Origin of the sequence: Curtobacterium sp. USHLN213 (assembly GCF_037144815.1) — a bacterium.
Taxonomy (GTDB): Bacteria; Actinomycetota; Actinomycetes; order Actinomycetales; family Microbacteriaceae; genus Curtobacterium.
Genome location: NZ_JBBCYQ010000001.1, coordinates 26,988 through 52,752 on the forward strand (window position 1 = coordinate 26,988; position 25,765 = coordinate 52,752).

The following is a 25,765-nucleotide window of genomic DNA, read 5'->3' on the forward strand; positions in this document are numbered from 1 at the left end:
CGGGTCGCCGCAAGTTTCTTCCACGACCGGGAATGACCCGGTCCCTCCTGCGTTGCATTGAGTCGAAGGCACTCAAGTTCCCAGGAGGTCCCTTTGCCAGCAACGTTCGGCCCGACCGGCGGCAACGACTCGTTCGACGAGTTCCTCGCCCGCCTGCTCGCGGCACAGGACTCCGGCGCCCAGCGATCCGTACCGCTGGGACGCCCGGTCGACATCACGCGACTGCTCAGCCGTCGCACGCACGAGCTGCTCCAGCGCACCGCGGAGTTCGCGGCCGAGCAGGGCCAGCACGAGATCGACGCCCTGCACGTCCTGCACGTGCTCGTCCGCACCGACCCGTTCACCGCGGTCCTCCGGCACGCCGGGGTCGACCCCGAGCAGTTCGCCGACGAGGTCGAGCAGCGCCTGCCGATGGCGCGCGAACCCCGCCAGCAGCCCGACGGTCGCCCGGCCCTCACCGGGACCGCGCAGCGGATCCTGCTCGAGGCCACCCAGGCCGCCCGCGGGTTCGGCAGCACCTACACCGATCCCGAGCACGTCTTCTTCGCGCTCGTCATGGACCAGGACACCGTCACCGGGCAGCTGCTCGCCAGTGCCGGCGTCACCCCGCAGGTCATGCAGGACTACGCCGCGCAGGCCGCGGCGGCGGCCAGGGAGGGGCGCACGATGCCCACGAGCACCGACCAGACCACCGACACCGAGAGCGACACCCCGACGCTCGACCAGTTCGGCACCGACCTCACCGAGCGGGCCCGCGACGGCCGCATCGACCCGGTGATCGGCCGCGCCGACGAGATCGAGCAGACCGTCGAGATCCTGCTCCGTCGCACCAAGAACAACCCCGTCCTCATCGGCGAGCCCGGCGTCGGCAAGACCGCCATCGTCGAGGGACTCGCCCAGCGCATCGCCGACGGCGACGTGCCCGTGCTGCTCCAGGGCAAGCGCGTGGTCGCCCTCGACCTCGCCGGCATGCTCTCCGGCACGCGCTACCGCGGCGACTTCGAGGAGCGCCTCACGAAGGCGATGGACGAGATCGCGGCGCACGCGGACGAGCTCATCGTGTTCGTGGACGAGCTGCACACCGTCGTCGGCGCCGGTGGTGGCGGCGAGGGCGGTTCGATGGACGCCGGCAACATCCTCAAGCCCCGGCTGGCCCGTGGCGACCTGCACATGGTCGGCGCGACCACGCTGAACGAGTACCGCCGGATCGAGAAGGACGCCGCACTCGAGCGTCGCTTCCAGCCGGTCACGGTGGGGGAGCCGAGCGTCGAGGACGCCGTCGCGATCCTCACCGGACTCGCCCCGCGCTACGAGGAGCACCACAGCGTCACCTACACGCCGGACGCCCTGCGCGCCTCGGTCGAGCTCTCGCACCGCTACGTCACCGACCGGCACCTGCCGGACAAGGCCATCGACCTCATCGACCAGGCCGGCGCACGTCGTCGCCTGGCCCTGTCGGGCGACGTCGACGTCGAGGCGCTCCGCGCACAGGTCGCGACGCTCACCGCGTCGAAGGACGCGGCCGTCGCCGAGGAGCACTACGAGGAAGCGTCGCTCCTGCGCGACGAGATCGACGGACTGGAGGCACGGATCACCGCCGCCCGATCGGCCGACGCCGGTCGCGCCTCCGGTCCGGAATCCGTGGGCACCTCGATCACGGAGGAGGACATCGCGGCCGTCGTGTCGCGTGCCACCGGGATCCCGGCGACCCGCCTGACGCAGGGCGACCGCTCCCGGCTCGCCGCGCTCGAGGACGAACTCCACGAGCGCGTCGTCGGCCAGGACGACGCCGTGCGGGCGATCGCGACCGCGGTGCGGCGCAGCCGGACCGGCATGGGCGACCCCCGTCGTCCGGTGGGCAGCTTCCTGTTCCTCGGTCCGACCGGTGTCGGCAAGACCGAGCTCGCGAAGGCGTTGGCAGGGTCGCTGTTCGGCGACGAGTCGGCGATGCTGCGCTTCGACATGAGCGAGTTCGGCGAGCGGCACACCGTGTCGCGGTTGGTCGGCGCCCCTCCCGGGTACGTCGGCTACGACGAGGCCGGGCAGCTCACCGAGCGTGTCCGTCGGAACCCGTACTCGGTCGTCCTGCTCGACGAGGTCGAGAAAGCGCACCCGGACGTGTTCAACCTGCTGTTGCAGGTGCTCGACGACGGTCGGCTGACGGACGGCCAGGGCCGCACGGTGGACTTCCGGAACACCGTCGTGATCATGACGTCGAACATCGGCTCGGAGTTCCTCGCGTCGCGCTCCGGTGCACTCGGCTTCGCGCCGGTCGGCTCCGGGGACGGGTTCGCCGAGGACGACCTGCGCGCCCGGGTCATGGGCAAGCTCCGTGAGGCGATGCGGCCGGAGTTCATCAACCGCATCGACGAGATCGTGCTGTTCCGCAAGCTGGACCGCTCGCAGATCGAGTCGATCGTCTCGCTCCTGCTCGAGGACACCGCGCTCCGCCTCGTCGCCCAGGGGATGACCCTGACGGTGACGGACGCCGCGGTCGAGTGGCTCGCCGAGCACGGCTACGAGCCGGAGTACGGCGCCCGCCCGCTCCGTCGGCTGATCCAGCGCGAGGTCGACGACCGCATCGCGAGCCTCGTGGTCGACGAGGCCGTGTCCGAGGGCGACACCGTCCGGGTCGACGTGGTCGACGGCGCGCTCGACGCCACGGTCGCGGTCCCCGCCGCGGTCTAGGCACCTCGTCCGCATCGAACGCCCCGGTACCCCTCGTGGGACCGGGGCGTTCTGCGTGTCCGGCGTCCCCGAACTGTTCGGGAATGCAATTCCGGACGAATCTCGAGAAAAGGGTTGCGCGGGGAATACCGGTGTGGATAGTGTTCACGAGCAGCAATCACCGCGTCAGCACGAGACCGAGAGGGGGCCTGACCATGATGTTCACCGAAACGACTCCGTTCCGTGGAATCCGTACGTCCGGCGGCACCCCGATCCGGGTCCGCTGACACGGGGCGTCCCACACCAGTCGCATCTCCGACCGGCCCGTCCGCGCTGAGGTCATCCTCGCCGTCCGGTGCCGTTCCGACCCTCGGTCGCACTCGCCCGTCGCCCTCGCGGTGACGCACTCGGCGTGTGCCCGAAACCGGTCGTGAATGTCGGTGGCCGGTGTGACGCTCCTTCCATCGGCAGCAATTCCTGACCGCACCCGTCGTGCATTCTTCGACGGGGCGCGGAATGCATTCTCGCGCATTCATCTCCCTTGCCCGCGTTCCGGGCAGTACTGCCATGCCCTGGCAGTCGTCGTCACGCCTGAAAGGCACCACCTTGTCAACGAAGACCGTCAACCGTCCCCCCGATACCCGTGCGGTGCGCCGTCGGGTCTCGCTCTCCGACCGCATCGCACTCCGCATCGGGATGTCCCTGATCATCTGGAGTCGTCGGACGCACCACGTGCGTCCGTCGGTCGACCTCGAGACGCGCCGGCGCCTCGAACAGGAGCGCGCCGCCCGCGAGGCCGCGTGGCTCACGCAGGTCGGCATGCTCAACCGCTGGCGCTGAGCCGCGCGGCGCTGCGGCGCGCGCCGCGCGCGCCGCCCCGCGTCTGCCGCAGTGTGCGAGGTTCCGCCCTCCGTGCCCGGCCCCTGGCCCCGCACGGAGCGCGGGACCTCGCACACTGTCACGCGAACCGCGCCCCCGCGCCCTGCGCGCCCAACCGCGCACGGTGCGGGGCGGGTCGGGCGCACCCCCTCCCGTACCGTTGTCGGGTGACCGAAACCGCAGCTGCACTCGTCGAACGCCTCACCGCCATCGTCCCGGACTTCCCATCGCCGGGGATCCTGTTCCGCGACGTCACGCCGGTGTTCTCCGACGCCGTCGCGTTCGGCCGCGTGTGCGAGGCACTCGCAGCACCCTTCGCGATCGGCGAGGGCTTCGCCGCCGTCGCCGGCATCGAGGCCCGCGGCTTCGCGCTGGCCGGCGGGATCGCCGCGCAGCACCAGGTCGGCGTCCTCACCGTCCGCAAGGCGGGCAAGCTCCCCGGCGAGGTCCTCAGCGAGCAGTACGCGCTCGAGTACGGCGAGGCCGAGCTCGAGCTCCGCCCCGGCCAGTTGCCCGCGGGCACGCGCGTGCTCGTGGTCGACGACGTCCTCGCGACCGGGGGCACCGCGGCCGCGACCGTGACCCTGCTCGAGCGCGCCGGCTACGAGGCGATCGGCTTCGCCGCGCTGCTCGAACTCGACGGCCTGTCGGGCCGCGAGCGCCTCGAACCGCGCCTGCCCGTGCAGACCCTCGGCGCCGTCCCCGCGTGAGTCTCGGCGGGCGCCCCGCGCACTAGTCTTGATCCACCATCCAACCGAGGAGTCCCATCATCGTGACCGAGTCAGTCGCCGCAGCGCCGGAAGGCGCGTCGCCGGACAACGCCGAGCCCGCAGCCGTGCCCCAGGCACCCGAGCCCCGCACCGCGACGACGACCACGACGGGCACCGAGCTGTTCGACGGCGTCCGCGGTGTCGTGGCGATCCGTGTCGCGGGTGTGCTCAAGGACCTCGCGGCCGCGGTCGACGCCGGTGACCTCGTCGAGCCGGTCACCCTCGACGAGCAGGACGGCCTCGACATCCTGCGCCACTCGGCCGCGCACGTGCTCGCGCAGGCGGTGCAGCAGATCAACCCCGACGCCAAGCTCGGCATCGGCCCGCCCGTCACCGACGGCTACTACTACGACTTCGACGTCGCCGAGCCCTTCACCCCCGAAGACCTCAAGGCGATCGAGAAGAACATGGACCGGATCATCCGGCAGGCCCAGCGCTTCCGCCGCGTCGTCGTCACCGACGAGGAAGCCCGCGAGCGCATGGCGGGGGAGCCCTACAAGCAGGAGCTCCTCGGCCTCAAGGGCGCTGCGGACGCCGGCGACTCGGGCGAGAGCGTCGAGGTCGGTGCCGGCGAGCTGACGGTCTACGAGAACGTCGACCCGAAGACGGGCGAGGTCGTCTGGCAGGACCTCTGCCGCGGCCCGCACCTGCCGCACACCCGCATCATCGGCAACGCGTCGAAGCTCATGCGCGTCGCCGCGGCGTACTGGCGCGGCTCGGAGAAGAACCCGCAGCTCCAGCGCGTGTACGGCACCGCGTGGCCCGACAAGGACCAGCTGAAGGCCTACCTGCTCCGGCTGGAAGAGGCTGCGAAGCGCGACCACCGCAAGCTCGGCGCCGAGCTCGACCTGTTCTCCTTCCCCGACGAGATCGGGTCCGGCCTGGCGATCTTCCACCCGAAGGGCGGCATCATCCGCCGCGAGATGGAGGACTACTCGCGCCGTCGGCACGAGCAAGAGGGCTACTCGTTCGTCTACACGCCCCACATCACCAAGGGCGACCTGTTCGAGACCTCCGGGCACCTCGGCTGGTACAAGGACGGCATGTTCCCGGCCATGCACATGGACGAGGCGCGCGACGAGGACGGCAACATCACCCGCCAGGGCGCCGACTACTACCTCAAGCCGATGAACTGCCCGATGCACATCCTGGCGTACCGCTCGCAGGCCCGGTCCTACCGCGACCTGCCCCTGCGGATGTTCGAGTTCGGCACGGTCTACCGCAACGAGAAGTCCGGCGTCATCCACGGCCTCACCCGCGTGCGCGGCCTGACCCAGGACGACGCGCACATCTTCACCACGCAGGAGAAGATGAAGGAGGAGCTCACCACGACCCTCCAGTTCGTGCTGTCGCTGCTCCGTGACTACGGCCTCGACGACTTCTACCTCGAGCTCTCCACGAAGGACCCCGAGAAGTACGTCGGCGACGACGACGTGTGGGACGTCGCCACGAACACCCTGCGCGAGGTGGCGGAGGAGACCGGACTCGAACTCGTGCCGGACCCCGCCGGTGCCGCCTTCTACGGCCCGAAGATCTCGGTGCAGGCCCGTGACGCCATCGGCCGCACCTGGCAGATGTCGACCGTCCAGCTCGACTTCAACCTGCCCGAGCGCTTCGGCCTCGAGTACGCGGCGGCGGACGGCACGCGGCAGCGCCCCGTCATGATCCACCGCGCGCTGTTCGGCTCGATCGAGCGGTTCTTCGGCGTCCTCACCGAGCACTACGCCGGCGCGTTCCCGGCCTGGCTCGCCCCGGTCCAGGTCGTCGCGATCCCGGTCGCGGCGGAGTACGGCGACTACCTCGACGAGGTCGTCGCGAAGCTGCGCTCGCACGGCGTCCGTGCCGAGGTCGACCACTCGGACGACCGCATGCAGAAGAAGATCCGCACGCACACGAAGCAGAAGGTGCCGTTCCAGCTCATCGCGGGCGGCGACGACCGCGACGCCGGCGCGGTCTCGTTCCGCTTCCGTGACGGTCGACAGGACAACGGTGTGCCCGTGGACGAGGCGGTCGAGCGCATCCTCACCGCGATCCGCGAGCGCGCGCAGGTCTGATGACCCCTCCAGGAGGCACGGATCCCGTCGGTGGGACCGGTCGCGTCGACGACGCGGCCGGTCCCACCGCCGTGCCCGCTCCCGACTCGTCGGGTCCGGCCGGCGCGGCTGGCTCCGGCGGGGCGGACGACCCGCTCGTGATCCGCGATGCCGCGACCGGCGCCGCGGTGCCCGATGCGTTCCAGCGCCTCTGGAATCCGCACCGGATGGCGTACATCGACGCCGGGCGCGAGGGCAGGGGCCGCGGCCACGACGACGACTGCCCGTTCTGCGAGGCTCCGCGCGGGTCCGACGAGGACGGCCTCATCGTCGCGCGGGGCGAGCACGCCTACGTCCTGCTCAACCTGTTCCCGTACAACAACGGGCACCTGCTCGTCTGCCCGTACCGCCACGTCCCGCTCTACGACGAGGCGACGCCGGACGAACTCCGCGAGATCGGCGAGCTCACCCAGACGGCGATGCGCGTCCTGCGGGCCGTGTCGCACTGCGACGGCTTCAACATCGGGATGAACCAGGGCGAGGTCGCCGGCGCCGGTGTGGCCGGCCACCTGCACCAGCACATCGTGCCGCGGTGGCAGTCGGACGCGAACTTCTTCCCGATCATCGCGCGGACGAAGTCGATGTCCCAGCTGCTCGGCGAGACCCGCCGACTCGTCGCCGAAGGGTGGCCGTCGGAGCACTAGACTGTCGGCATCATGAGCGACAGCAGCAGCACCACGAGCACCCCCGGCACCTCGATCACCGGCTCGGACCGCGTCAAGCGCGGCCTCGCCGAGATGCTCAAGGGCGGCGTGATCATGGACGTCGTCGACGCCGAGCAGGCCCGCATCGCGGAAGAGGCCGGCGCGACCGCCGTCATGGCCCTCGAGCGCGTCCCCGCCGACATCCGCGCGCAGGGTGGCGTCGCCCGCATGTCCGACCCGTCCATGATCGAGGAGATCATCGCGAGCGTGTCGATCCCCGTCATGGCGAAGGCCCGCATCGGCCACTTCGTCGAGGCGCAGGTGCTGCAGGAGCTCGGCGTCGACTACATCGACGAGTCCGAGGTGCTGTCGCCGGCCGACTACGTCAACCACATCGACAAGTGGAACTTCACCACCCCCTTCGTCTGCGGTGCGACCAACCTGGGCGAGGCGCTCCGTCGCATCACCGAGGGCGCGGCCATGATCCGCTCCAAGGGCGAGGCCGGCACGGGTGACGTGTCCGAGGCCACCAAGCACATCCGCACGATCAACAAGGAGATCGCGGCGCTGCGCCACCTCAAGGAAGACGAACTCTACGTCGCCGCGAAGGACCTGCAGGCCCCGTTCGACATCGTGAAGGAGGTCGCGCAGACCGGCAAGCTCCCCGTGGTGCTCTTCACCGCCGGTGGCGTCGCGACCCCGGCCGACGCCGCGATGATGATGCAGCTCGGCGCGGACGGCGTGTTCGTCGGCTCAGGCATCTTCAAGTCCGGCGACCCGGCGAAGCGTGCCGCCGCGATCGTCAAGGCCACGACCTTCCACGACGACCCCAAGGTCATCGCCGAGGTCTCCCGCGGTCTGGGCGAGGCGATGGTCGGCATCAACGTCGCCGACGTCCCCGCACCGCACCGTCTCGCCGAGCGCGGCTGGTGAGCGCCCGGCCCCGCATCGGGGTCCTCGCGCTGCAGGGCGACTTCCGTGAGCACATCGCGTCGCTGACGGAACTCGGTGCCGACGTGGTGCCGCTCCGTCGCCCGGAGGAGATCGGCGCCCTCGACGGCGTCGTCATCCCGGGCGGGGAGTCCAGCGTCATGGACAAGCTGGCGCGTGCCTTCGGCGTCGCCGAGCCGCTGTCCGAGGCGATCCGCGGCGGGATGCCGACCTACGGCACCTGCGCGGGCATGATCATGCTCTCCTCGCGCATCGCCGCCGGCATCCCCGGGCAGCAGACGCTCGACGTGCTCGACACGACGGTGCGCCGCAACGCCTTCGGCAGCCAGAACGACTCGTTCGAGATCGACATCCCGATGCCGGCCCTCGGCGAGGCCCCGGTGCACGCGGTGTTCATCCGCGCGCCCGTGGTGGAGCAGCACGGCCCCGGGGTCGACGTCCTCGGCGCGCTCCCCGACGGGCAGGTCGTCGCGGTCCAGCAGGGCGCCGTCATCGCGAGTGCGTTCCACCCCGAGGTCGCCGGCGAGGACCGCTTCCACCGGCGCTTCCTCGACCTCGTCCGCGCCGCCTGACGCCGACCGGCCGGTCGCTCGACGGGGTCAGGCCACGCCGGTAGCGACCAGCACCTGCACCACGACGGCCCGGACGGCGAACGCCGCGAACCCGAGGGCGATCACGGCGTACACGACGAGCCGAGCGCGCCGCGGCCGGCCCACCGCACGCAGGATCTCGGCCGCGCTCTGCAGCACGAACACCCGTGTGGCGAGCAGCAGCGGGACGGCGGCCACGGCCCACGTCCCCGTGGTCGGTGCCGCCAGCGCGACGATGCCCCAGGTCACGAGCGCGGCGAAGCCGGCGATGTACGCACCACCCCGGTCGTTCTCCTCCTTGCGACGCCGTCCGCGGTCGGCGACGAGCCCGTCCCACAGCCCGGACCGCACCTGACGGCGGCGTTGCACGATCGTGGTGACGTCCTGCGCAGCGGACTGCAGCAGCAGCGCGACGGCGAGCACGGTGACGACGGTGGTGTACCCGTCGCCGGCGGGTGGGACGATGCCGGCGAGCAGGAGCACCGCTCCGGCGGCGCCGGCGATCCAGGTGAGTGCCGCGACGCCGAGCACGACCGGCACGAGCGGGACCCGCCGCATCGTCCGGAGGAGCAGTCCGCGCGGGAACTTCGCGAACGAGTGCACCTCCACGAAGCAGACCCAGAGCGCCGCGATGCCGGTCAGGGTCCACCCGAGCGTCTTCGTGACGACGTTCGCACCGCCCCCGGCAGCGATGTGGGCGCCGAGCACCGTCACGACGAGGGACCAGGCGACGACGCCGACCGGCACCGACACGAGGCTCCAGAGCCCGTCGTCCACACGCCGGCGGGCCTCCCACGACGTCGGGTGCTGCGCGAGGACCTGAGCGGACTGCGCGACCCGCTCGGACAGCTGCAGGACCGACCCGGCCGCGAGCATCACCCACTCGTCGTTCGGGTCGAGCTCGAGTGCTCGGTCCATGGCCTCGCGAGCCCGTGGCGCGAGGGCCCCGTCGGTCCACGAGAGGGCGCGGTAGCACTGCGCCGCGTCGGCGAACAGCCGGGCGTCGTGGGGTGCGAGCTCGAGCGCGCGGTCGAGGGCTGCCGCGGACCGGGCGACGTCCGCCGTCGGCCACGCGGCTTCCTCCGCTGCGGACCGCTTCGCGTGCGACCAGCGTGTGTGTGCGAACGCCCACAGCAGGTGCGCGGTCGCCCAGTCCGGCCGGCGCTCGCGCAGTTCCTCGGCCGCGGCCTTCGCCGCCTGGCGCTCGTTCGCGTCGAGCATCGCGTTCACCCGGGCGGACAGTGCGGTGGCGTTGTCGGGGTCGAGCGCGAGGGCGCGCTCGGCGGCGGTGCGACTGGCGGCGTGGTCGTGGCGCGCACGTTCCGCCCGTGCGAGTGTCGCCCACAGCCGGGGGTCGTCCGGTGTGCTCGCGACGGCGGCGGTGAGCACGGCCCGCGCGTCGTCCGGGCGCTTGAAGCCCAGGAGCGCGTCGGCGCGCTCGACCACGACGTCGACCGCGTCGGCCATCAGAGCTGCTTCTCCTCGCGGAGCCACTCGACCATGTCGTCGTACTCACCGCTGCCGTTGGAGTACTCCGCGACGTTGCGGGCGGTCTGCACCCAGGGGCCGATCGACGGCTTGACCTCCTTGAGGGCGGCGCGCATGTCGTCCATCCGCATCGGCCGCACGGACCCGGTCCGGATCGACTCCGTCATCGCCTTCTCCGCCGCGGTGGTCACGAGGTGCTCCAGGTCGGCGCCGGAGAACCCCTTCGTGCGACGGACGAGGTCGCCGAGGTCGATGCCCTCGATCGGCCGTCGGCGGAGATGGACACGGAGGATCGCCTCGCGGGCGTCGTCGTCCGGCGGACGGACGAGGACCATCCGGTCGAAGCGTCCCGGTCGCTTCAGCGCGGCGTCGACCTCCCACGGGTGGTTCGTGGCCGCGAGGACGTAGACGCCGTCGTTCTGCGAGTCGACCCCGTCCATCTCGACGAGGATCTGGTTGACGACGTTCCGGAACGACGAGAACGTGTTCCCGCTCCGCTTCGCGCCGATCGCGTCCATCTCGTCGAAGAACAGCACGGCCGGCGCGTGCTCGCGGGCTGTGCGGAACACCCGGTGGATGTTCTTCTCGCTCTCGCCGATGAACCGGTCGAGCACGTCGCTGAGCGTGACGGAGATGAAGTGCGCCCCGAGCTCGCCGGCGATCGCGCGGGCGAGGAACGTCTTGCCGCAGCCGGGCGGACCGTACAGCAGCAGGCCGCCGCGGAGCTTCTTGCCGAACGCGGCCGCGATCTCGGGGTGCGCCATCGGCTGCAGGAACGACTCGTCGATCCGCCGCTTCACGACCTCGAGCCCGCCGACGTCGGCGAGTCGGACGGTCTCGCGGCGCAGCTCCGCCACCGGATCGGCGTCCTCGGCGGTCTCGCCAGCCTCGGCCACGAGCTCCTCGTCGTGCTCGGCCACGACCCGCTCGACGAACGGCGGCTCGGTCGGGTTCGCGATCGACGCCTCGAGCTCGGACCAGTCGATGTCCTCGTGCCGGTCGTCCGGCGGCGCCGCTGCCGGCGTCGATCCCGGCGGCTCCGCTGCCGCGAGGGCCGCGCGCCGGACGACCGCCTTCGCTGCCTCGTCCTCCGGCGCCTCGCGCAGCACGACGCTCGCCTGCTCGATCGCCTCGCCGTGCCGGCCGGCGTCGGCGAGCAGCTCGGCGTAGCGGACCCGGAGGGTCCGGTCGTCGGGGAGCGCCTGGACGGCGGCCTCGAGTGCGGACAGCGGATCGGTCATGCGTTCCCCCTGGTCGTCCCGGTGCTGGGCACCATCGTACGTGCGTCGACGAGCCCGCCCGCGAGGCGGGGCCGCACCGTCCCTCCAGGCCGCTAAGCTGGACGGGACTTTCCGCAAGACGCAAGGAGCACCGTGTCCGGGCATTCCAAGTGGGCAACGACCAAGCACAAGAAGGCCGTCATCGACCAGCGACGTGCCAAGTCGTTCGCGAAGCTCATCAAGAACATCGAGGTCGCCGCCAAGATGGGCGGCGCCGACCTCTCCGGCAACCCGACCCTCGTCGACGCCGTGCAGAAGGCCAAGAAGACCTCGGTCCCCAACGACAACATCGACCGCGCCATCAAGCGCGGTGCCGGCCTGACCGGTGAGACGATCGAGTACACGACGATCATGTACGAGGGCTACGGCCCGAACGGCGTCGCGATGCTCATCGAGTGCCTCACGGACAACAAGAACCGTGCCGCCGCCGAGGTCCGCACCGCGATGTCGCGGAACGGCGGCACCATGGCCGACCCGGGCAGCGTCGCCTACAACTTCTCCCGCAAGGGCGTCATCTCCGTCACCAAGACCGACGGCCTCGACGAGGACACCGTCATGACGGCGGTGCTGGACGCCGGCGTCGAGGACGTCATCGACCAGGGCGGCGGTTTCGAGGTCATCACCGAGGCGACCGACCTCGTCGCGGCACGCACCGCGCTGCAGGACGCCGGGATCGACTACGACTCCGCCGACGCCGAGTTCGTCCCCGGCCTCAAGGTGCCGGTCGACGCCGACACGGCGCGCAAGGTGTTCCGCCTGATCGACGCGCTCGAGGACAGCGACGACGTGCAGAACGTCTACTCGAACTTCGACATCCCCGCGGACGTCCAGGCCGAGCTCGACGAGGACGAGGACTAGCCCGATGCTGCGCGTGCTCGGGGTCGACCCCGGGCTCACGCGGTGCGGCGTCGGCATCGTCGAGGTCGCATCGAACCGGCGCGCCCGGCTCGTCCATGTGACGGTCGTGCGCACCCCGGCGGACATGGCGCTCGAGCAGCGGCTGCTCCGCATCGCCGACGGCATCGCCGCCGAGATCGACGAGCACCGTCCCGACGCCGTCGCGGTCGAGCGGGTGTTCGCGCAGGCGAACGTCCGGACGGTCATGGGCACGGCGCAGGCCGCCGGCCTCGCCCTGCACGCCGCGGCGGCACGGGGGCTGCCGGTCGGGCTGCACACCCCGTCCGAGGTGAAGGCCGCCGTGACCGGGTACGGCAACGCGGACAAGCGCCAGGTGCAGACGATGATCGCGCGCGTGCTCGGCCTCGACGAGGCCCCCAAGCCCGCCGACGCCGCGGACGCGCTCGCCCTGGCGGTGTGCCACGCCTGGAGGCTCGGGTCACCCGACACGGTCGGCACGCGCGCCACGAACCTCACCCCGGCACAGCGTGCGTGGCGGGACGCACAGGGCGGCACGGTCGACTCGCCGCTGGCACGCGCCGCGGCCGCGGCCGCCGGTCGCTCGCAGCGTGGCTCGTCGGCATCGTCGGTGGCCGGCCGTAGGCTCGGGGCATGATCGCGAGTCTCCGGGGCACCTGCATCGACATCGCCGGCTCCGGCGTGGTGATCGAGGTCGGGGGAGTGGGCTACGCGGTCACGGTGACCCCGGCGCACGCGCTGACGATGCGCCACGGGTCCGAGGTCTTCGTCCGGACCGCGATGATCGTGCGCGAGGACGAGCACCTCCTGTTCGGCTTCGAGTCCACCGACGCGCTCCAGGTGTTCGACCTCCTCCGCAGCGTGTCCGGCGTCGGCCCGAAGTCGGCGATGGGCGTCCTCGCCCACATGGACCCGGCCCAGGTCGCGAACGCCGTCGCACACGACGACGACAGCGCCTTCCGCAAGGTCTCCGGCATCGGCCCGAAGACCGCCAAGCTCATCATCGTCGCCCTCTCCGGCAAGCTCGCCGCGTTCGAGCAGGCCCCCGTCGTGGCGGCCCGCGGCGGCACCGCGCACCCGGCCGCGACCGACGTCGTCGCCGCCCTCGTCGGCCTCGGCTGGCGCGAGGACGCCGCGCAGCGTGCGGTCGACGAGACCATCGCGTCCGAGCCGGGCGTCGCCTCGATGGGCACCCAGGCACTGCTCCGCGCCGCCCTCGGGGCGCTCCGCCCCGCCGGTGCCGGCCGGTGAGCGGGATCACCGCCGCGGGCGCCGAGTCACAAGAGGAACTCGCGTTCGAGGGGGCCCTCCGCCCGAAGTCCCTCGACGAGTTCGTCGGGCAGCGGAAGGTCCGAGGGCAGCTCGACCTGCTCCTCAAGGCGGCGGCGCTTCAGGACCGGACGCCCGACCACATCCTGATGGCCGGCCCTCCCGGACTCGGCAAGACGACCCTCGCGATGATCGTCGCGCACGAGTCCGGTCGGCCCCTGCGGATGTCGAGCGGCCCGGCGATCCAGCACGCCGGTGACCTCGCCGCGGTGCTGTCGTCACTCGTCCCCGGCGAGGTCCTGTTCATCGACGAGATCCACCGGATGGCCCGCTCGGCAGAGGAGATGCTCTACCTCGCGATGGAGGACTTCCGCATCGACGTGATGGTCGGCAAGGGGGCCGGCGCCACGAGCATCCCGCTCGACCTCGCGCCGTTCACCCTCGTCGGCGCCACCACGCGTGCCGGCCTCCTGCCGAACCCGCTGCGCGACCGCTTCGGGTTCACCGCCCACCTCGAGTTCTACGAGAAGGACGAGCTCGAGCAGGTCCTCATCCGGGCAGCACACCTGCTCGAACTCGACATCGACCGGTCCGCGCTGCGCGAGATCGCCGGGCGCTCCCGGGGCACACCACGCATCGCGAACCGTCTGCTCCGACGTGTCCGCGACTACGCCCTCGTGCACCGCACCACCGACGGCATGGCCGCCGTGCAGGGCGCCCTCGACCTCTACGACGTCGACGAACTCGGACTCGACCGCCTCGACCGCGCCGTGGTCGAGACGATGCTGACGCGCTTCGACGGCGGTCCCGTCGGCCTGAACACCCTCGCGGTGTCCGTCGGGGAAGAGTCGGAGACCATCGAGTCGGTCGTCGAACCGTTCCTCGTCCGGGTCGGCCTCGTCACCCGCAGCCCCCGCGGGCGGATCGCCACCCCGCAGGCCTGGCGGCACTTCGACATGACACCCGGGCAGACCGGCCTCGCACAGCCCGGGCTGTTCGACGACGACGCCGACTGACGTCCCCGTCCGCGGTCTCGGTGACATGCCACGCACAGACGTGTGCCCTAGACTGCTACGGCCCGAAACCGAGCAACCAGAGAAGGCAACGCATCATGGGTCAAGAAGTCATCCTCATCGTCATCGTCGTGGCGTTCGCGGCCTTCATGTTCTACAACAGCCGGAAGCGCAAGAAGCAGCAGGGCGAGCTCGCCACCAAGATGGTGCCGGGCGCGAAGGTCATGCTGTCCTTCGGTCTGTACGGCACGCTCCTGTCGGTCGACGACGAGAAGGTCACGGCCGACGTCGAGATCGCACCCGGAACGGTCGTCACCGTCCACCGCCAGACCCTGTCGCGTGTCGTCGACGACACCGCGTCGGACATCACCACCACGGCCACGCCCGAGGACGAGCCGGCAGCGCCGAAGCCCGTCGCCGAGCTCAACGGGGAGCCGATCTACGGCGAGCGTGTCGAGTCCACGGACGCCGACACCGACGCTGCGAAGCGCAAGACCGAAGACTGACTCCTCGGCCGCCGGGTCCACCGACCCGGCGGCGACACCTGCCGCCGGTCAACCGCCGTCGGTCCTGACAGAAAGACGAGACGACCGGTGGCACGATCGACACCCGTCAAGAAGGCGATCCGCTCGCTGACCTGGTTGGTGATCCTCATGGCGGTCCTCGCGGGGTTGAACACCGCCGCGTCGGTCCTCGCCGGGAACACCAAGGACGACAGCGGCAAGTGGTTCGAAGGGGCCAGCTGGGTCCCGGAACTCGCCCTCGACCTCCAGGGCGGCACGCAGCTGACGCTCGCGGCGCAGAACACCGAGGGCGGCTCGGTGACGAGCCAGCAGCTCAACCAGGCCGTGAACATCATCCGGCAGCGCATCAACGCGACCGGTGTCTCGGAATCGCAGATCAACACCCAGGGGACGAACAACATCGTCGTCTCCATCCCGGGCAAGCCGGACAAGGCGACGATCGACCGCATCGAGGCGGCGGCGAAGCTCACGTTCCGCCCGGTCCTCTACACCGAGGCGGCGACCAACACCGCGGTGGGCGGCAGTGGGTCCTCGTCGGCCTCCGCGACGCCGTACTCCCCGCCGGCATCGCTCGCCGCGACGCCGAGCGCCAAGCCGACCAACGGCAGCGACCTGAACTGGGTCACGCCGGCGCTGCAGGACCTGTACACGAACTACAACTGCAACGCTCCGGACGACGTCACGACGGCGCCGGACGACGAGCCCCTCGTCACGTGTGACCAGGACGGTGCCGCGAAGTACATCCTCGGCCCGGTCGAGGTGTCCGGCTCGGGCATCAGCAACGCCACCTCCGGCCTCGCGACCGACTCGCAGGGCACGTCGACCGGCCAGTGGGCCGTCAACCTGACGTTCAAGGGCAAGAGCTCGGACGACTTCCGTGACGTCACCAGCCGGCTCGTGAAGCTGCAGCCGCCGCAGAACCAGTTCGCGATCGTCCTCGACGGCTCCGTCATCACGGCCCCGGCGTCGAACGCGGCCATCACGAACGGCAAGGCGCAGATCACCGGCTCGTTCACGGCCGACTCCGCGAAGACCCTCGCCGACCAGTTGAAGTACGGCGCGCTGCCGATCAACTTCCAGGTCCAGTCGAACGAGAACATCTCCGCGACGCTCGGTACCGCGCAGCTCGTCGGTGGCCTCGTGGCGGGTCTGATCGGTCTGATCCTGGTCATCATCTACTCGGTCATCCAGTACCGGGCGCTCGCGTTCGTCACGGTCCTCTCGCTCGGTGTGGCCGCGGCGCTGACGTACCTCGTGATCGCGATCATGTCCTGGCGCGTCGACTACCGCCTGTCGTTGGCGGGTGTGGCGGGTCTGATCGTCGCGATCGGCATCACGGCGGACTCGTTCATCGTGTACTTCGAACGCATCAGGGACGAACTCCGTGACGGCCGCGGCCTCGAGAGCGCCGTCGAGTCCGGGTGGAAGCGTGCCCTGCGCACGATCCTGGCGTCCGACTCGATCAACTTCCTCGCCGCCGTGGTGCTCTACATCCTCGCGGTGAGCGACGTGAAGGGCTTCGCGTTCACGCTGCTCCTCACCACCCTGATCGACGTCGTCGTGGTCGTGATGTTCACGCACCCGATGATGCAGCTCATCGCTCGCAGCCGCTTCTTCGGCGAGGGACACCGGTTCAGCGGGCTCGATCCCGCGGCCCTCGGTGCCGTCTACCGCGGTCGCGCGCAGTTCCGCGCGCCGGTCGTCGACGGCAGGCGTCAGCGCAGCGCCGGTGAGGCGCAGCGTCGACAGACGATCGCAGAGCGGAAGGCCGCGCAGGCCTCCGGCGAGAACGGCACGACGCCGGACGGGAAGGACGACTGATGGCCAGCTTCAGCCAGTTCGGCAGCGACCTCTACACGGGGAAGCGTTCGTACGACATCGTCGGCCGACGCAAGACCTGGTACGTCATCGCGATCATCGCGATCGTGGTCTCGCTCGCGGTCCCGTGGCTGCGTGGCGGGTACCAGCTCGGCATCGAGTTCACCGGCGGGTCCGAGTTCACGCTCTCCGACGTGAAGACGCTCGACCAGAACCTCGCCACCGAGACCGTCGAGTCGATCGTCCCCGACGGCGTCCCGCGTGTCTCGCAGCTCGGTACGCACGGCATCCGCGTGCAGACCGGCCAGCTCACCGACCGTGAGACCTCCGAGGTCCAGGACGCCCTGGCGAAGGCCTACGACGTCCCGGACAGCCAGGTCGCCGCGACCTTCATCGGTGCGACCTGGGGTGCCGACGTGCTCAACCAGGCGATCCGCGGCCTCGTGATCTTCCTCGCCCTCGCGGCGGTGTTCATGGCGCTGTACTTCCGCACCTGGAAGATGTCGGTGTCCGCGATGGTGGCGCTCCTCCACGACCTCCTCATCACGGCGGGCGTGTACGGCATCGTCGGGCTCGAGGTCACGCCCGCGGCGGTGATCGGCTTCCTGACCATCCTCGGCTACTCGCTGTACGACACCGTCGTGGTGTTCGACAAGGTCCGCGAGAACACGAGCCAGGAGTCCCACCGCACCTTCGTCCAGTCGGTGAACCTCGCGGTCAACCAGACGCTCGTGCGGTCGATCAACACCTCGGTCGTCGCTCTGCTGCCGGTCGGCGCGATCCTCTTCATCGGGTCGTACATCCTCGGCGCCGGAACGCTCCGCGACATCTCGCTCGCGCTGTTCATCGGCATCATCGTCGGCACCTACTCGACGATCTTCATCGCGTCGCCGATGTACGCGCACCTGCGAGAGAACGAGCCGAAGATCAAGCAGGCCGACGCCAAGAAGCAGGCCGCTGCCGCCAAGCGTCAGCGCGAGGTCGACGCGACGGCGGGCGTCTGATGCCGGCGGAGATCGTCGACATCGACGTCGCCGAGGCCCGTCGGCGGATCGACGCCGGTGCGCGCCTGTTCGACGTGCGCGAACAGGGGGAGTGGGACGAGGTCCACGCTCCCGAAGCGACCCTCGTGCCGATGTCCGAGTTGGTCGCCCGGTGGAAGGAGATCGACGGCGGGGACGAGCCCGCGATCATCGTCTGCCACTCGGGCGGACGCTCCGCACGGGTCGTGGCGGCACTCGAGCAGTCCGGTGTCCCCGCGGTGAACCTCGTCGGCGGCATGGTCGCGTGGGAGCAGTCGGGCGCCCCCGTGGTGCGCGACGCCCAGGGCGAACCGCGTCACGAGCACTGACCGGACACGCGTAGTCTTGTCGGATCGAGCTCGGACGGGCATCCCGGGAGGCGCAGCATGACGGACACGCGTGAGTCCACGCCGCAGGACGCCTCTGCGCCGCGGGCAGGGCAGGATACCGGCTCCGCGAGCCGCCCCGGCTCCGCACCCCGGCCGACGAGTCCGCTCGGGCCGAACACGACCGGCAACCTCGGTTCGCTCCGGTCGCTGCTGCCGCGGCTGTTCTCGCGCGCCCAGCCCGCCGGTGCCGTCGACACCCTGATCCGCACCGTCCGGTCGCACCACCCCAAGGCCGACGTGACGCTCATCGAGCGCGCCTACTCGGTCGCGGAACGCGCGCACGACGGGCAGAAGCGCAAGTCGGGCGAGCCGTACATCACGCACCCGGTCGCGGTGGCGCAGATCCTCGCCGACCTCGGGATCGGGCCGATCACCATCGCCGCGGCACTCCTGCACGACACCGTCGAGGACACCGACTACCAGCTCGACCAGCTGCGCGAGGACTTCGGCGACGAGATCGCCATGCTCGTCGACGGCGTCACGAAGCTCGACAAGGTCAAGTACGGCGACAGCGCCCAGGCCGAGACCGTCCGCAAGATGGTCATCGCGATGTCGAAGGACATCCGCGTCCTGGTCATCAAGCTCGCCGACCGGCTGCACAACGCCCGCACGTGGGGCTTCGTCGAGTCGACCTCCGCCACGCGCAAGGCGAAGGAGACCCTCGAGATCTACGCGCCGCTCGCGCACCGGCTCGGCATCCAGATGATCAAGCTGGAGCTCGAGGACCTCTCGTTCGCGGTGCTCCACCCCAAGCTGTACGTCGAGATCGACAGCCTGGTGAAGGAACGTCAGCCGAAGCGCGAGCAGTTCGTCCAGAACGTCATCGGCACGCTCAAGAAGGACCTCAAGGCCGCCAAGGTCCGCGGCGAGGTCATGGGCCGGCCGAAGCAGTACTACTCGATCTACCAGAAGATGATCGTCCGCGGGCGCGAGTTCGACGAGATCTACGACCTCGTCGGCATCCGCGTCCTCGTCCCGACCGTGCGCGACTGCTACGCGATGCTCGGTTCCGTGCACGCGCGGTGGACGCCGCTGCCGGGCCGGTTCAAGGACTACATCGCGACGCCGAAGTTCAACCTGTACCAGTCGCTGCACACCACCGTCCTGGGGCCGCAGGGTCGCGCGGTCGAGATCCAGATCCGCACGCACGAGATGCACCAGCGGGCCGAGTTCGGTGTCGCCGCCCACTGGAAGTACAAGCAGCGCGCGGCCGGCCGTGACGTCGACTCCTCGTCGGCGACCGACCAGGACATGGCGTGGCTGGCGCACATCACCGACTGGCAGGCCGAGACGAGCGACCCGGGGGAGTTCCTCGACTCGCTCCGGTACGAGATCGGTGCGAAGGAGACCTACGTCTTCACGCCCCAGGGCAAGGTCATCGGGCTGCCGTCCGGTGCGACCCCCGTCGACTTCGCGTACGCCGTGCACACCGAGATCGGCCACCGCACGATGGGCGCCAAGGTCAACGGGCGTCTCGTGCCCCTCGAGAGCGCCCTGTCGAGCGGCGACGTCGTCGAGATCTTCACCTCGAAGAACCCCGACTCCGGCCCCAGCCAGGACTGGCTGACCTTCGTCCGGAGCCCACGCGCCCGGAACAAGATCAAGCAGTGGTTCACCAAGGAACGCCGTGAAGAGGCGATCGAGCAGGGCCGCGACGCGATCGCGCGGGCGATGCGGAAGCAGAACCTGCCGCTCCAGCGCATCATGAGCCAGGACTCGATCTCCGAGGTCGCGTCGTCGATGCGCTACGACGACATCTCCGCGCTGTACGCGGCCGTCGGCGAGGGGCACGTCTCCACGCAGTCGGTGATCGAGAAGGTCCTCGGGAACGTCCAGACCGAGACCGAGACGGAAGAGCCGGAGCTCAGCTTCCCCCGCCAGGTCACGAGCCGGCAGCTGCGCAACAGCGACAGCGGCGTCCTCGTGCGTGGCGCGCCGGACATCCTCGTGAAGCTCGCGAAGTGCTGCACGCCGGTCCCGGGCGACCAGATCGTCGGGTTCATCACCCGCGGCCAGGGCGTCTCGGTGCACCAGGCCTCGTGCACGAACGTCAAGTCGCTCATGAACGAGCCCGACCGGATGATCGAGGTCGAGTGGGCGCCGTCCTCGAAGTCGGTGTTCCTCGTGCAGATCCAGATCGAGGCGCTCGATCGGTCGGGGCTCCTCAGCGACGTGACCCGGGTGCTGACGGACCACCACGTGAACATCCTGTCCGCGACGGTCTCGACGTCGTCCGACCGGCTCGCGCTGAGCCGCTTCGTGTTCGAGATGGGTGACACGACCCACCTGGACCGTGTGCTCAACGCGGTGCGACGGATCGACGCGGTCTACGACGTCTACCGGGTCAGCGCGGGCTGACCGGACTCCAGGACCGCCCGCAACCGCCGCTCCGCCTGCCGAGCCATCGGGATCGTCCCGAGCGTCGCGAGGGACCCGGCGACCGCGTCGACCGACACCGCACCGATCGCCAGGAGCCCGACCACCGCCGCGGCGTCCGACGGGTCGAACCCACCGGGCCGGTCCCCGGGGCTGCGCAGCAGGTCCACGACCGTGCGCAGCGGTGTGGTGACGCGGAGGCTACCGAGGACGATGACGTCCTCGTCCGTGATCACGACCTCGCGGACGCGCAGCGCGCCGTCGACGTGCACGCGGACCCGGAGCGGGACACAGGCCTCGAGCGGGATCGGTGCACGCGAGACGGCACCCCAGACCCACGCGGCAGTCCGGGTGCTCGCGATGAGGCGGGCGTCACGGAGTGCCCAGGCCGCGGCTGCCGCCCGGAGCGCCGGGGTCTGCGGTTCGGCGGGAGAGGCCCAGCACGCCCCGACGGCCACGAGCTCGCCGGCGAGCACCGCTGCGCGCAGCTCGGCCTCGGGCCAGTCGTCGCTCGTCAGCAGCCGGGTTCGGGACACCCGGACATCCTGCCCGACGCGCACTGCGCGTCGACGCGCCCTGTGGAGAGCGACGGACGTGCGGCCGCGACGTGACCACCTGTGGGCCAGGAGGCGCGGGTCGGCCCCGCACCGCGCCTCCCGTCCGTCAGCACGTGCCGTCGAGCGCCGACGTCGTCAGCGCAGCACGTCGGCCCGGTGCACGAGCGCTGCGGCGCCGATGAGGGGACCGTCCTGCGACAGCCCCGTCGGGACGATCCGCACCTTGGTCACGAAGCCGAACTCGACCCGCTCCGCCACCGCCTCGCGCGCGTACTCGAAGAGGTCGGGCGTGACGTGCGAGAACCCGCCGCCGATGGCCACGACCTCGAGGTCGACGAGGCTCGTGGCCGCCGCGATGGCCTGCCCGAGGGCGCGACCGCTGCGCTTGACGGCCGCGACCGCGATCTCGTCGCCCGCCGCGTAGGCCGCCGAGAGCTCCTCGCCGGTGCTGCCCGTGAACCCCTGCCGCTGCGCCCACGCGACGGTCTTCGGGCCGCTGGCGATCGCCTCGAGGCAGCCGGTGCCGCCGCACGCGCAGTGGTCGTCGAAGCCGCCGCACTCGACGTGGCCGATGTGCCCGGCGTTGCCCGTCGGGCCGCTGACGGTCCGGCCGTGCAGGATCAGGCCGCCGCCGACGCCGGTGGACACGATCATGCCCATCACGTGGTCGGAGCCCTGCGCCGCGCCGACCCAGTGCTCGGCGAGCGTGATCGCCAGGCCGTCCATGCGGAGCGTGACCGGGACGCCGGCGGGGACGTGCGCGGCGACGCGGTCCCGGAGCGGGTACCCGCGCCAGACCGGCATGTTGAGCGGGGAGACGAGTCCGTGCTCCTCGTCGACCGGACCGGCCGAGCCGATGCCGACACCGACGAGCGTGGCGTCCGTCGGCAGCGCGGCGAGGGCGGCCGTCACGACCTCGTCGACCGCGGCCTGCAGCTCGTCGGACGTCCGGCCGGGGCCGGTCGGGCTGCGGAACCGCGTGGCGGGGAGGACGACGCCGGCGTCGGTGACGAGGGCCGCCTCGACCTTCGTGCCGCCGAGGTCGACGGCGAGGGCGAGGGGGGTGGACTGGGTCGTGGACATGCGCGCTCCGATGCGGCGGTCTGGAGGCGCGGTGCCGGTCCCGCACGCGTCGTCGCGTCCGGTGGGCGCCGGCCCCTGGTGGTGGGTCGGGTGGTGCTGGAGGTCGCGGGGGCTCGCGCCCCGGACCGTCAGTAGGACGTGGTGTCGTCGCCGACGGCCGACGCGGTGCCGGTCTCGGCGCGGTGCGCGACCTCGTCGAGGATGCGTGCCGAGGCGCTCGTGCCGATGCGGTCCGCGCCGGCCTCTACCATCTCGAGCAGCGTGTCGAGCCCGCGGACGCCGCCGGAGGCCTTCACGCCGGTGTCAGGGCCGACCGTGGCGCGCATGAGGGCGATGTGCTCCGCGGTGGCGCCGCCGCCGGCGAACCCGGTGGAGGTCTTCACGAAGGCGGCACCGGCGGACCGTGCGGCACGCGATGCGGCGACGATCTCGTCGTCGGTGAGGAAGGCGGTCTCGAGGATGACCTTGACGACGGTGCTGCCCGCGGCGTCGACCACGGCGCGGACGTCGGCCTCGACGCGCTCCCAGTCGCCGGACTTCGCGGCGCCGATGTTCTGCACCATGTCGAGCTCGAACGCACCGTCGGCGAGGGCCTGCAGCGACTCGGCGACCTTGGCCGCGGTGGACGTGGTGCCGTGCGGGAACCCGATGACCGTGCCGACGCCGACCCCGGTGCCGGTCAGGCGCTCGACGGCGTGCGCGACGTCGCTCGGGCGGACGCACACGCTGAACACGCGGTACGCGGCGGCCTCGTCGAGCTGGGCGTCGACGTCCGAACGCGTGAGTTCGGGCTTGAGGATCGCGTGGTCGATGAGACCACGGACGGCATCGGCGGTGACGGAGAACGCTGCTTTGTCCACCCGGCAAGCCTACCCGGAGCCGAGCCGCGTACCGTGCCCCGCATGCGCGTCCTCGTCACCGGGGCCACCGGCTACATCGGCGGTCGTCTCGTCCCACGTCTCCTCGAAGCCGGTCACACCGTCCGCGTCTTCGTCCGCACGCCCCGGAAGCTGCAGGACGTCCCCTGGCACGACGACGTCGAGATCACCGCCGGCGACCTGCAGGACGCCGACGCCGTGCGCCGGGCCGTCGCCGACATCGAGGCCGTCTACTACCTCGCCCACGCGATGGGTGCGGACGGCGACTTCGAGCGGGCCGAGCGGGACGCCGCCGAGACCATGGCGCGCGAGGCCTCGGCCGCCGGCGTGCGGCGGTTCGTGTACCTCGGCGGCCTGCACCCCGACGGCGAACTCTCGAAGCACCTCCGCAGCCGCAAGGAGGTCGGGGACGTCCTGCTCCACTCCGGCGTCCCGACGATCGCGTACCAGGCCGGCGTGGTGATCGGGTCCGGGAGCACCTCGTTCGAGATGATCCGCCACGTCACCGACGTCCTGCCGTGGATGCCGGCGCCGCGGTGGGTCCGGAACCGCATCCAGCCGATCGCCGTCCGTGACGTCCTCTACTACCTCGTCAAGGCGCTCGACATCCCCGCCGACGTCAACCGCACGTTCGACATCGGCGGCCCGGACGTCCTCCGCTACGGGCAGATGCTCAACGGGTACGCCGTGGAGGCGAAGCTCCCGCAGCGCCCGATCTCGCCCCTGCCCGTCCTCACCCCGGGGCTCGCGGCGCACTGGTTCAACATCGTGACGCCGATCCCGCGGAAGCTCGCCAAGCCGATCATCGAGTCGCTCCAGTTCGAGTGCGTCCAGCGCGAGCACGACATCGACGACGTGGTGCCGCGGCCGGAGGGCGGGCTGACCGGGTACCGCCGCGCGGTCCGTCTCGCCCTGAGTCGCATGCGCACCGGCGAGGTCGAGACCAGCTGGCGGAACGCGACCCTCGCCGCCACGCCCGCGGACCCGCTGCCGAGCGACCCGGACTGGGCCGGCCACACCGTCTACGTCGACGACCGCAAGCGCCACTCGGCCGCATCGGCGGACGACGTCTGGCGGGTCGTCGAGTCGATCGGCGGCGAGAACGGGTGGTACTCGTTCCCGCTCGCCTGGGTGGCCCGCGGGTGGATGGACAAGCTCGCCGGGGGAGTCGGCCTGAACCGCGGTCGCCGCGACCAGAAGCGCCTCGAGCAGGGCGACGCCCTCGACTGGTGGCGCGTGGAGCGGCTCGAACGCGGGCGCTACCTGCGACTGCGCGCCGAGTTCAAGTCCCCGGGCCGCGCCTGGCTCGAGATGACCGTGACCCCCGCGGACGACGGCGGCAGCGACTACCGGCAGCGGGCGATCTACTTCCCGCAGGGGCTCGCCGGCCGCCTGTACTGGTACTCGATCCTGCCGTTCCACGGCGTGATCTTCCCCGGGATGGTCGAGCGCATCACGGCGGCCGCCGAGCGGGAGTCCGAGCACACCGAGTCGACGGGGCGGAACTGGACCCAGCAGAATGGGAACCCGGAACCCGCACACGAGGAGGCAGCATGACCGAGGAACGCACGAGCGTCCTGTTCCTGGGCGACAGCATCACCGAGCAGGGGTCGTGGGACGCCTGGCTGCCCGACGAGCGGACCGTCAACCAGGGCATCGGCGGTGACACGACCGACGGGGTCCTCGCACGCCTGGACGCCGTCGTGGCCGAGCAGCCCGAGGTCATCGTCCTGCTCATCGGCACGAACGACTTCGGCAACCACCGCAAGAGCGTCGAGCACGTCGTCCGCGGGGTCGAGTCCGTGCTCGTGACCCTCCGCCGCGAGCTCCCGGGCGTCCGCCTGCTCCTCGTCTCCATCCTGCCGCGGCAGGCGGAGTACACGGCGAAGATCGAGGAGGCGAACCGGCACCTCCGCCAGTTCGTCGCCACCTGCCACGCCCAGTACCTCGACGCGTGGCCGGCCCTCGCCGACGGCGACCACCTCGACGACCGGTTCACCGACGACGGCCTGCACCTCACCGAGGACGGCTACCGGGCCTACGTCGCCGAGCTCGTGCCCGCGCTCGAACGGATGCGCGAGCTCCCGCCGATGTCCCGGTCCATCCAGGCGATCGACCTCGACGGGGCCACCGCCTGATGGCAGGACGGAAGGGCCGACCACCGGCCGGATCGTCGCTGCACGGCGTGCCGGTGGGCGGGGCGGAGCCGACGCGGTCTGGCTCGGCGACTGGCCGGGGGGCAGGGCGCGAGCTGCCGCCGTTCACCCGGCCCGCCCTGGCCCCGTCGCTGATCGCGGCGATCGTGCTCCTCGCCTGCGTCGCGATCGTCGACTCGTCCGGCTTCGTGTTCGCCCGCTGGGGTGTCACCGTGCTCAGCCTCATCGTCCTCGTCTTCGCCGTGCGGGGGCGGACGTGGTGGGCGGCGCTCCTGATGGCCGCGATCGCCGTCTGCTGGAACCCGCTCGCGGTCGTGCCGATCCCCGGCGAGGTGTGGGCGGCACTGCAGCTCGTCGCGGCCGCCCTGTTCATCGTCGTCGGCATCGTCGTGAAGGTGCCGCGCGAGGCGGAGGCGAGCAGCGCCTCCAGGCCCTAGCCCGG

24 protein-coding genes are annotated in these 25,765 nt (G+C 71.2%); 19 read left to right on the plus strand and 5 right to left on the minus strand.

All coding sequences use genetic code 11. The features are described 5' to 3' along the window. Nucleotides 1–93 precede the first annotated feature (93 nt). The 7 genes from WFH25_RS00135 to pdxT all read left to right on the plus strand — a co-directional run bounded on the left by WFH25_RS00135 (nt 94) and on the right by pdxT (nt 8,576). Nucleotides 94–2,688: an ATP-dependent Clp protease ATP-binding subunit gene (locus WFH25_RS00135; protein ID WP_336696453.1), complete on the plus strand. Its 2,595-nt coding sequence runs from the start codon at nt 94–96 to the stop codon at nt 2,686–2,688. A gap of 585 nt (nt 2,689–3,273) precedes the next feature. Further along, nucleotides 3,274–3,507: a hypothetical protein gene (locus WFH25_RS00140; RefSeq protein ID WP_309889098.1), complete on the plus strand. Its 234-nt coding sequence runs from the start codon at nt 3,274–3,276 to the stop codon at nt 3,505–3,507. 206 nt (nt 3,508–3,713) lie between these two features. Further along, nucleotides 3,714–4,256 carry an adenine phosphoribosyltransferase gene (locus tag WFH25_RS00145; protein ID WP_070418966.1) on the plus strand — a complete coding sequence of 181 codons (543 nt, stop codon included), beginning with the start codon at nt 3,714–3,716 and terminating at the stop codon, nt 4,254–4,256. A 62-nt stretch (nt 4,257–4,318) separates the two neighbouring features. Then, nucleotides 4,319–6,370 carry a threonine--tRNA ligase gene (gene thrS / locus WFH25_RS00150; protein WP_442892387.1) on the plus strand — a complete coding sequence of 684 codons (2,052 nt, stop codon included), beginning with the start codon at nt 4,319–4,321 and terminating at the stop codon, nt 6,368–6,370. Continuing rightward, nucleotides 6,370–7,053 (plus strand): HIT family protein, encoded by a 684-nt coding sequence (locus tag WFH25_RS00155; protein WP_336696454.1) that lies wholly within the window; start codon nt 6,370–6,372, stop codon nt 7,051–7,053. Before thrS ends, WFH25_RS00155 begins: the two co-directional genes overlap by 1 nt. A 12-nt stretch (nt 7,054–7,065) precedes the next feature. Continuing rightward, a complete protein-coding gene (gene pdxS, locus WFH25_RS00160; protein ID WP_070418967.1) occupies nt 7,066–7,986 on the plus strand; it encodes a pyridoxal 5'-phosphate synthase lyase subunit PdxS in 921 nt (306 codons plus the stop codon). Next, nucleotides 7,980–8,576 carry a pyridoxal 5'-phosphate synthase glutaminase subunit PdxT gene (pdxT, locus tag WFH25_RS00165; protein ID WP_442892393.1) on the plus strand — a complete coding sequence of 199 codons (597 nt, stop codon included), beginning with the start codon at nt 7,980–7,982 and terminating at the stop codon, nt 8,574–8,576. The genes pdxS and pdxT overlap by 7 nt, the downstream gene beginning before the upstream one ends. Before the next feature lie 27 nt (nt 8,577–8,603). Here pdxT and WFH25_RS00170 read toward each other — a convergent pair whose 3' ends face one another. Then, entirely contained in the window at nt 8,604–10,061 is a 1,458-nt protein-coding gene (locus WFH25_RS00170; RefSeq protein ID WP_336696456.1) for a tetratricopeptide repeat protein, read from the minus strand. Next, nucleotides 10,061–11,323, minus strand: a complete 1,263-nt coding sequence (locus WFH25_RS00175) for an AAA family ATPase (protein ID WP_336696457.1) — start codon at nt 11,321–11,323, stop codon at nt 10,061–10,063. Before WFH25_RS00175 ends, WFH25_RS00170 begins: the two co-directional genes overlap by 1 nt. 132 nt (nt 11,324–11,455) lie before the next feature. Between WFH25_RS00175 and WFH25_RS00180 the strand changes: the two genes are divergently transcribed. From WFH25_RS00180 to WFH25_RS00220, 9 genes are all read left to right on the plus strand, one after another. Next, on the plus strand, nt 11,456–12,220 hold the full coding sequence (locus WFH25_RS00180; protein WP_070418971.1) for a YebC/PmpR family DNA-binding transcriptional regulator: 765 nt from the start codon (nt 11,456–11,458) through the stop codon (nt 12,218–12,220). A gap of 7 nt (nt 12,221–12,227) precedes the next feature. Continuing rightward, on the plus strand, nt 12,228–12,875 hold the full coding sequence (gene ruvC / locus WFH25_RS00185) for a crossover junction endodeoxyribonuclease RuvC (RefSeq protein WP_175475696.1): 648 nt from the start codon (nt 12,228–12,230) through the stop codon (nt 12,873–12,875). Continuing rightward, entirely contained in the window at nt 12,872–13,489 is a 618-nt protein-coding gene (ruvA, locus tag WFH25_RS00190) for a Holliday junction branch migration protein RuvA (RefSeq protein WP_336696458.1), read from the plus strand. Before ruvC ends, ruvA begins: the two co-directional genes overlap by 4 nt. Next, nucleotides 13,486–14,523: a Holliday junction branch migration DNA helicase RuvB gene (ruvB, locus tag WFH25_RS00195; protein WP_071294678.1), complete on the plus strand. Its 1,038-nt coding sequence runs from the start codon at nt 13,486–13,488 to the stop codon at nt 14,521–14,523. Before ruvA ends, ruvB begins: the two co-directional genes overlap by 4 nt. Before the next feature lie 95 nt (nt 14,524–14,618). Then, complete coding sequence (locus tag WFH25_RS00200) at nt 14,619–15,026, plus strand: preprotein translocase subunit YajC (protein WP_070418975.1); 408 nt, start codon at nt 14,619–14,621, stop codon at nt 15,024–15,026. A gap of 87 nt (nt 15,027–15,113) precedes the next feature. Beyond that, complete coding sequence (gene secD / locus WFH25_RS00205; RefSeq protein ID WP_071294679.1) at nt 15,114–16,865, plus strand: protein translocase subunit SecD; 1,752 nt, start codon at nt 15,114–15,116, stop codon at nt 16,863–16,865. Next, nucleotides 16,865–17,866, plus strand: a complete 1,002-nt coding sequence (gene secF, locus WFH25_RS00210; RefSeq protein ID WP_070418977.1) for a protein translocase subunit SecF — start codon at nt 16,865–16,867, stop codon at nt 17,864–17,866. The genes secD and secF overlap by 1 nt, the downstream gene beginning before the upstream one ends. After that, nucleotides 17,866–18,213 carry a rhodanese-like domain-containing protein gene (locus WFH25_RS00215; protein WP_092387135.1) on the plus strand — a complete coding sequence of 116 codons (348 nt, stop codon included), beginning with the start codon at nt 17,866–17,868 and terminating at the stop codon, nt 18,211–18,213. The genes secF and WFH25_RS00215 overlap by 1 nt, the downstream gene beginning before the upstream one ends. Nucleotides 18,214–18,270: 57 nt before the next feature. Next, nucleotides 18,271–20,631 carry a RelA/SpoT family protein gene (locus WFH25_RS00220; RefSeq protein ID WP_229085942.1) on the plus strand — a complete coding sequence of 787 codons (2,361 nt, stop codon included), beginning with the start codon at nt 18,271–18,273 and terminating at the stop codon, nt 20,629–20,631. Here the strand turns inward: WFH25_RS00220 and WFH25_RS00225 are convergent. The 3 genes from WFH25_RS00225 to deoC all read right to left on the minus strand — a co-directional run bounded on the left by WFH25_RS00225 (nt 20,610) and on the right by deoC (nt 23,149). After that, on the minus strand, nt 20,610–21,185 hold the full coding sequence (locus tag WFH25_RS00225) for a type IV toxin-antitoxin system AbiEi family antitoxin (RefSeq protein ID WP_336696459.1): 576 nt from the start codon (nt 21,183–21,185) through the stop codon (nt 20,610–20,612). The genes WFH25_RS00220 and WFH25_RS00225 overlap by 22 nt on opposite strands. Nucleotides 21,186–21,341: 156 nt before the next feature. Beyond that, nucleotides 21,342–22,289: an ROK family protein gene (locus tag WFH25_RS00230; RefSeq protein ID WP_070419594.1), complete on the minus strand. Its 948-nt coding sequence runs from the start codon at nt 22,287–22,289 to the stop codon at nt 21,342–21,344. 128 nt (nt 22,290–22,417) lie between these two features. After that, a complete protein-coding gene (gene deoC, locus WFH25_RS00235; protein WP_071294682.1) occupies nt 22,418–23,149 on the minus strand; it encodes a deoxyribose-phosphate aldolase in 732 nt (243 codons plus the stop codon). 42 nt (nt 23,150–23,191) lie between these two features. On the opposite strand from deoC, the gene WFH25_RS00240 reads away from it, so the two are divergent. Genes WFH25_RS00240 through WFH25_RS00250 form a run of 3 tightly spaced genes read left to right on the plus strand, consistent with a single transcriptional unit; the run spans nt 23,192 to nt 25,760 of the window. Further along, nucleotides 23,192–24,724: an SDR family oxidoreductase gene (locus WFH25_RS00240; RefSeq protein ID WP_070418981.1), complete on the plus strand. Its 1,533-nt coding sequence runs from the start codon at nt 23,192–23,194 to the stop codon at nt 24,722–24,724. Next, on the plus strand, nt 24,721–25,305 hold the full coding sequence (locus WFH25_RS00245; RefSeq protein WP_336696460.1) for a GDSL-type esterase/lipase family protein: 585 nt from the start codon (nt 24,721–24,723) through the stop codon (nt 25,303–25,305). The genes WFH25_RS00240 and WFH25_RS00245 overlap by 4 nt, the downstream gene beginning before the upstream one ends. Further along, the gene (locus WFH25_RS00250; protein WP_336696461.1) at nt 25,305–25,760 is read left to right on the plus strand and encodes a DUF6804 family protein; all 456 of its coding nucleotides are present in this window, start codon (nt 25,305–25,307) and stop codon (nt 25,758–25,760) included. The genes WFH25_RS00245 and WFH25_RS00250 overlap by 1 nt, the downstream gene beginning before the upstream one ends. Nucleotides 25,761–25,765: the final 5 nt, after the last annotated feature.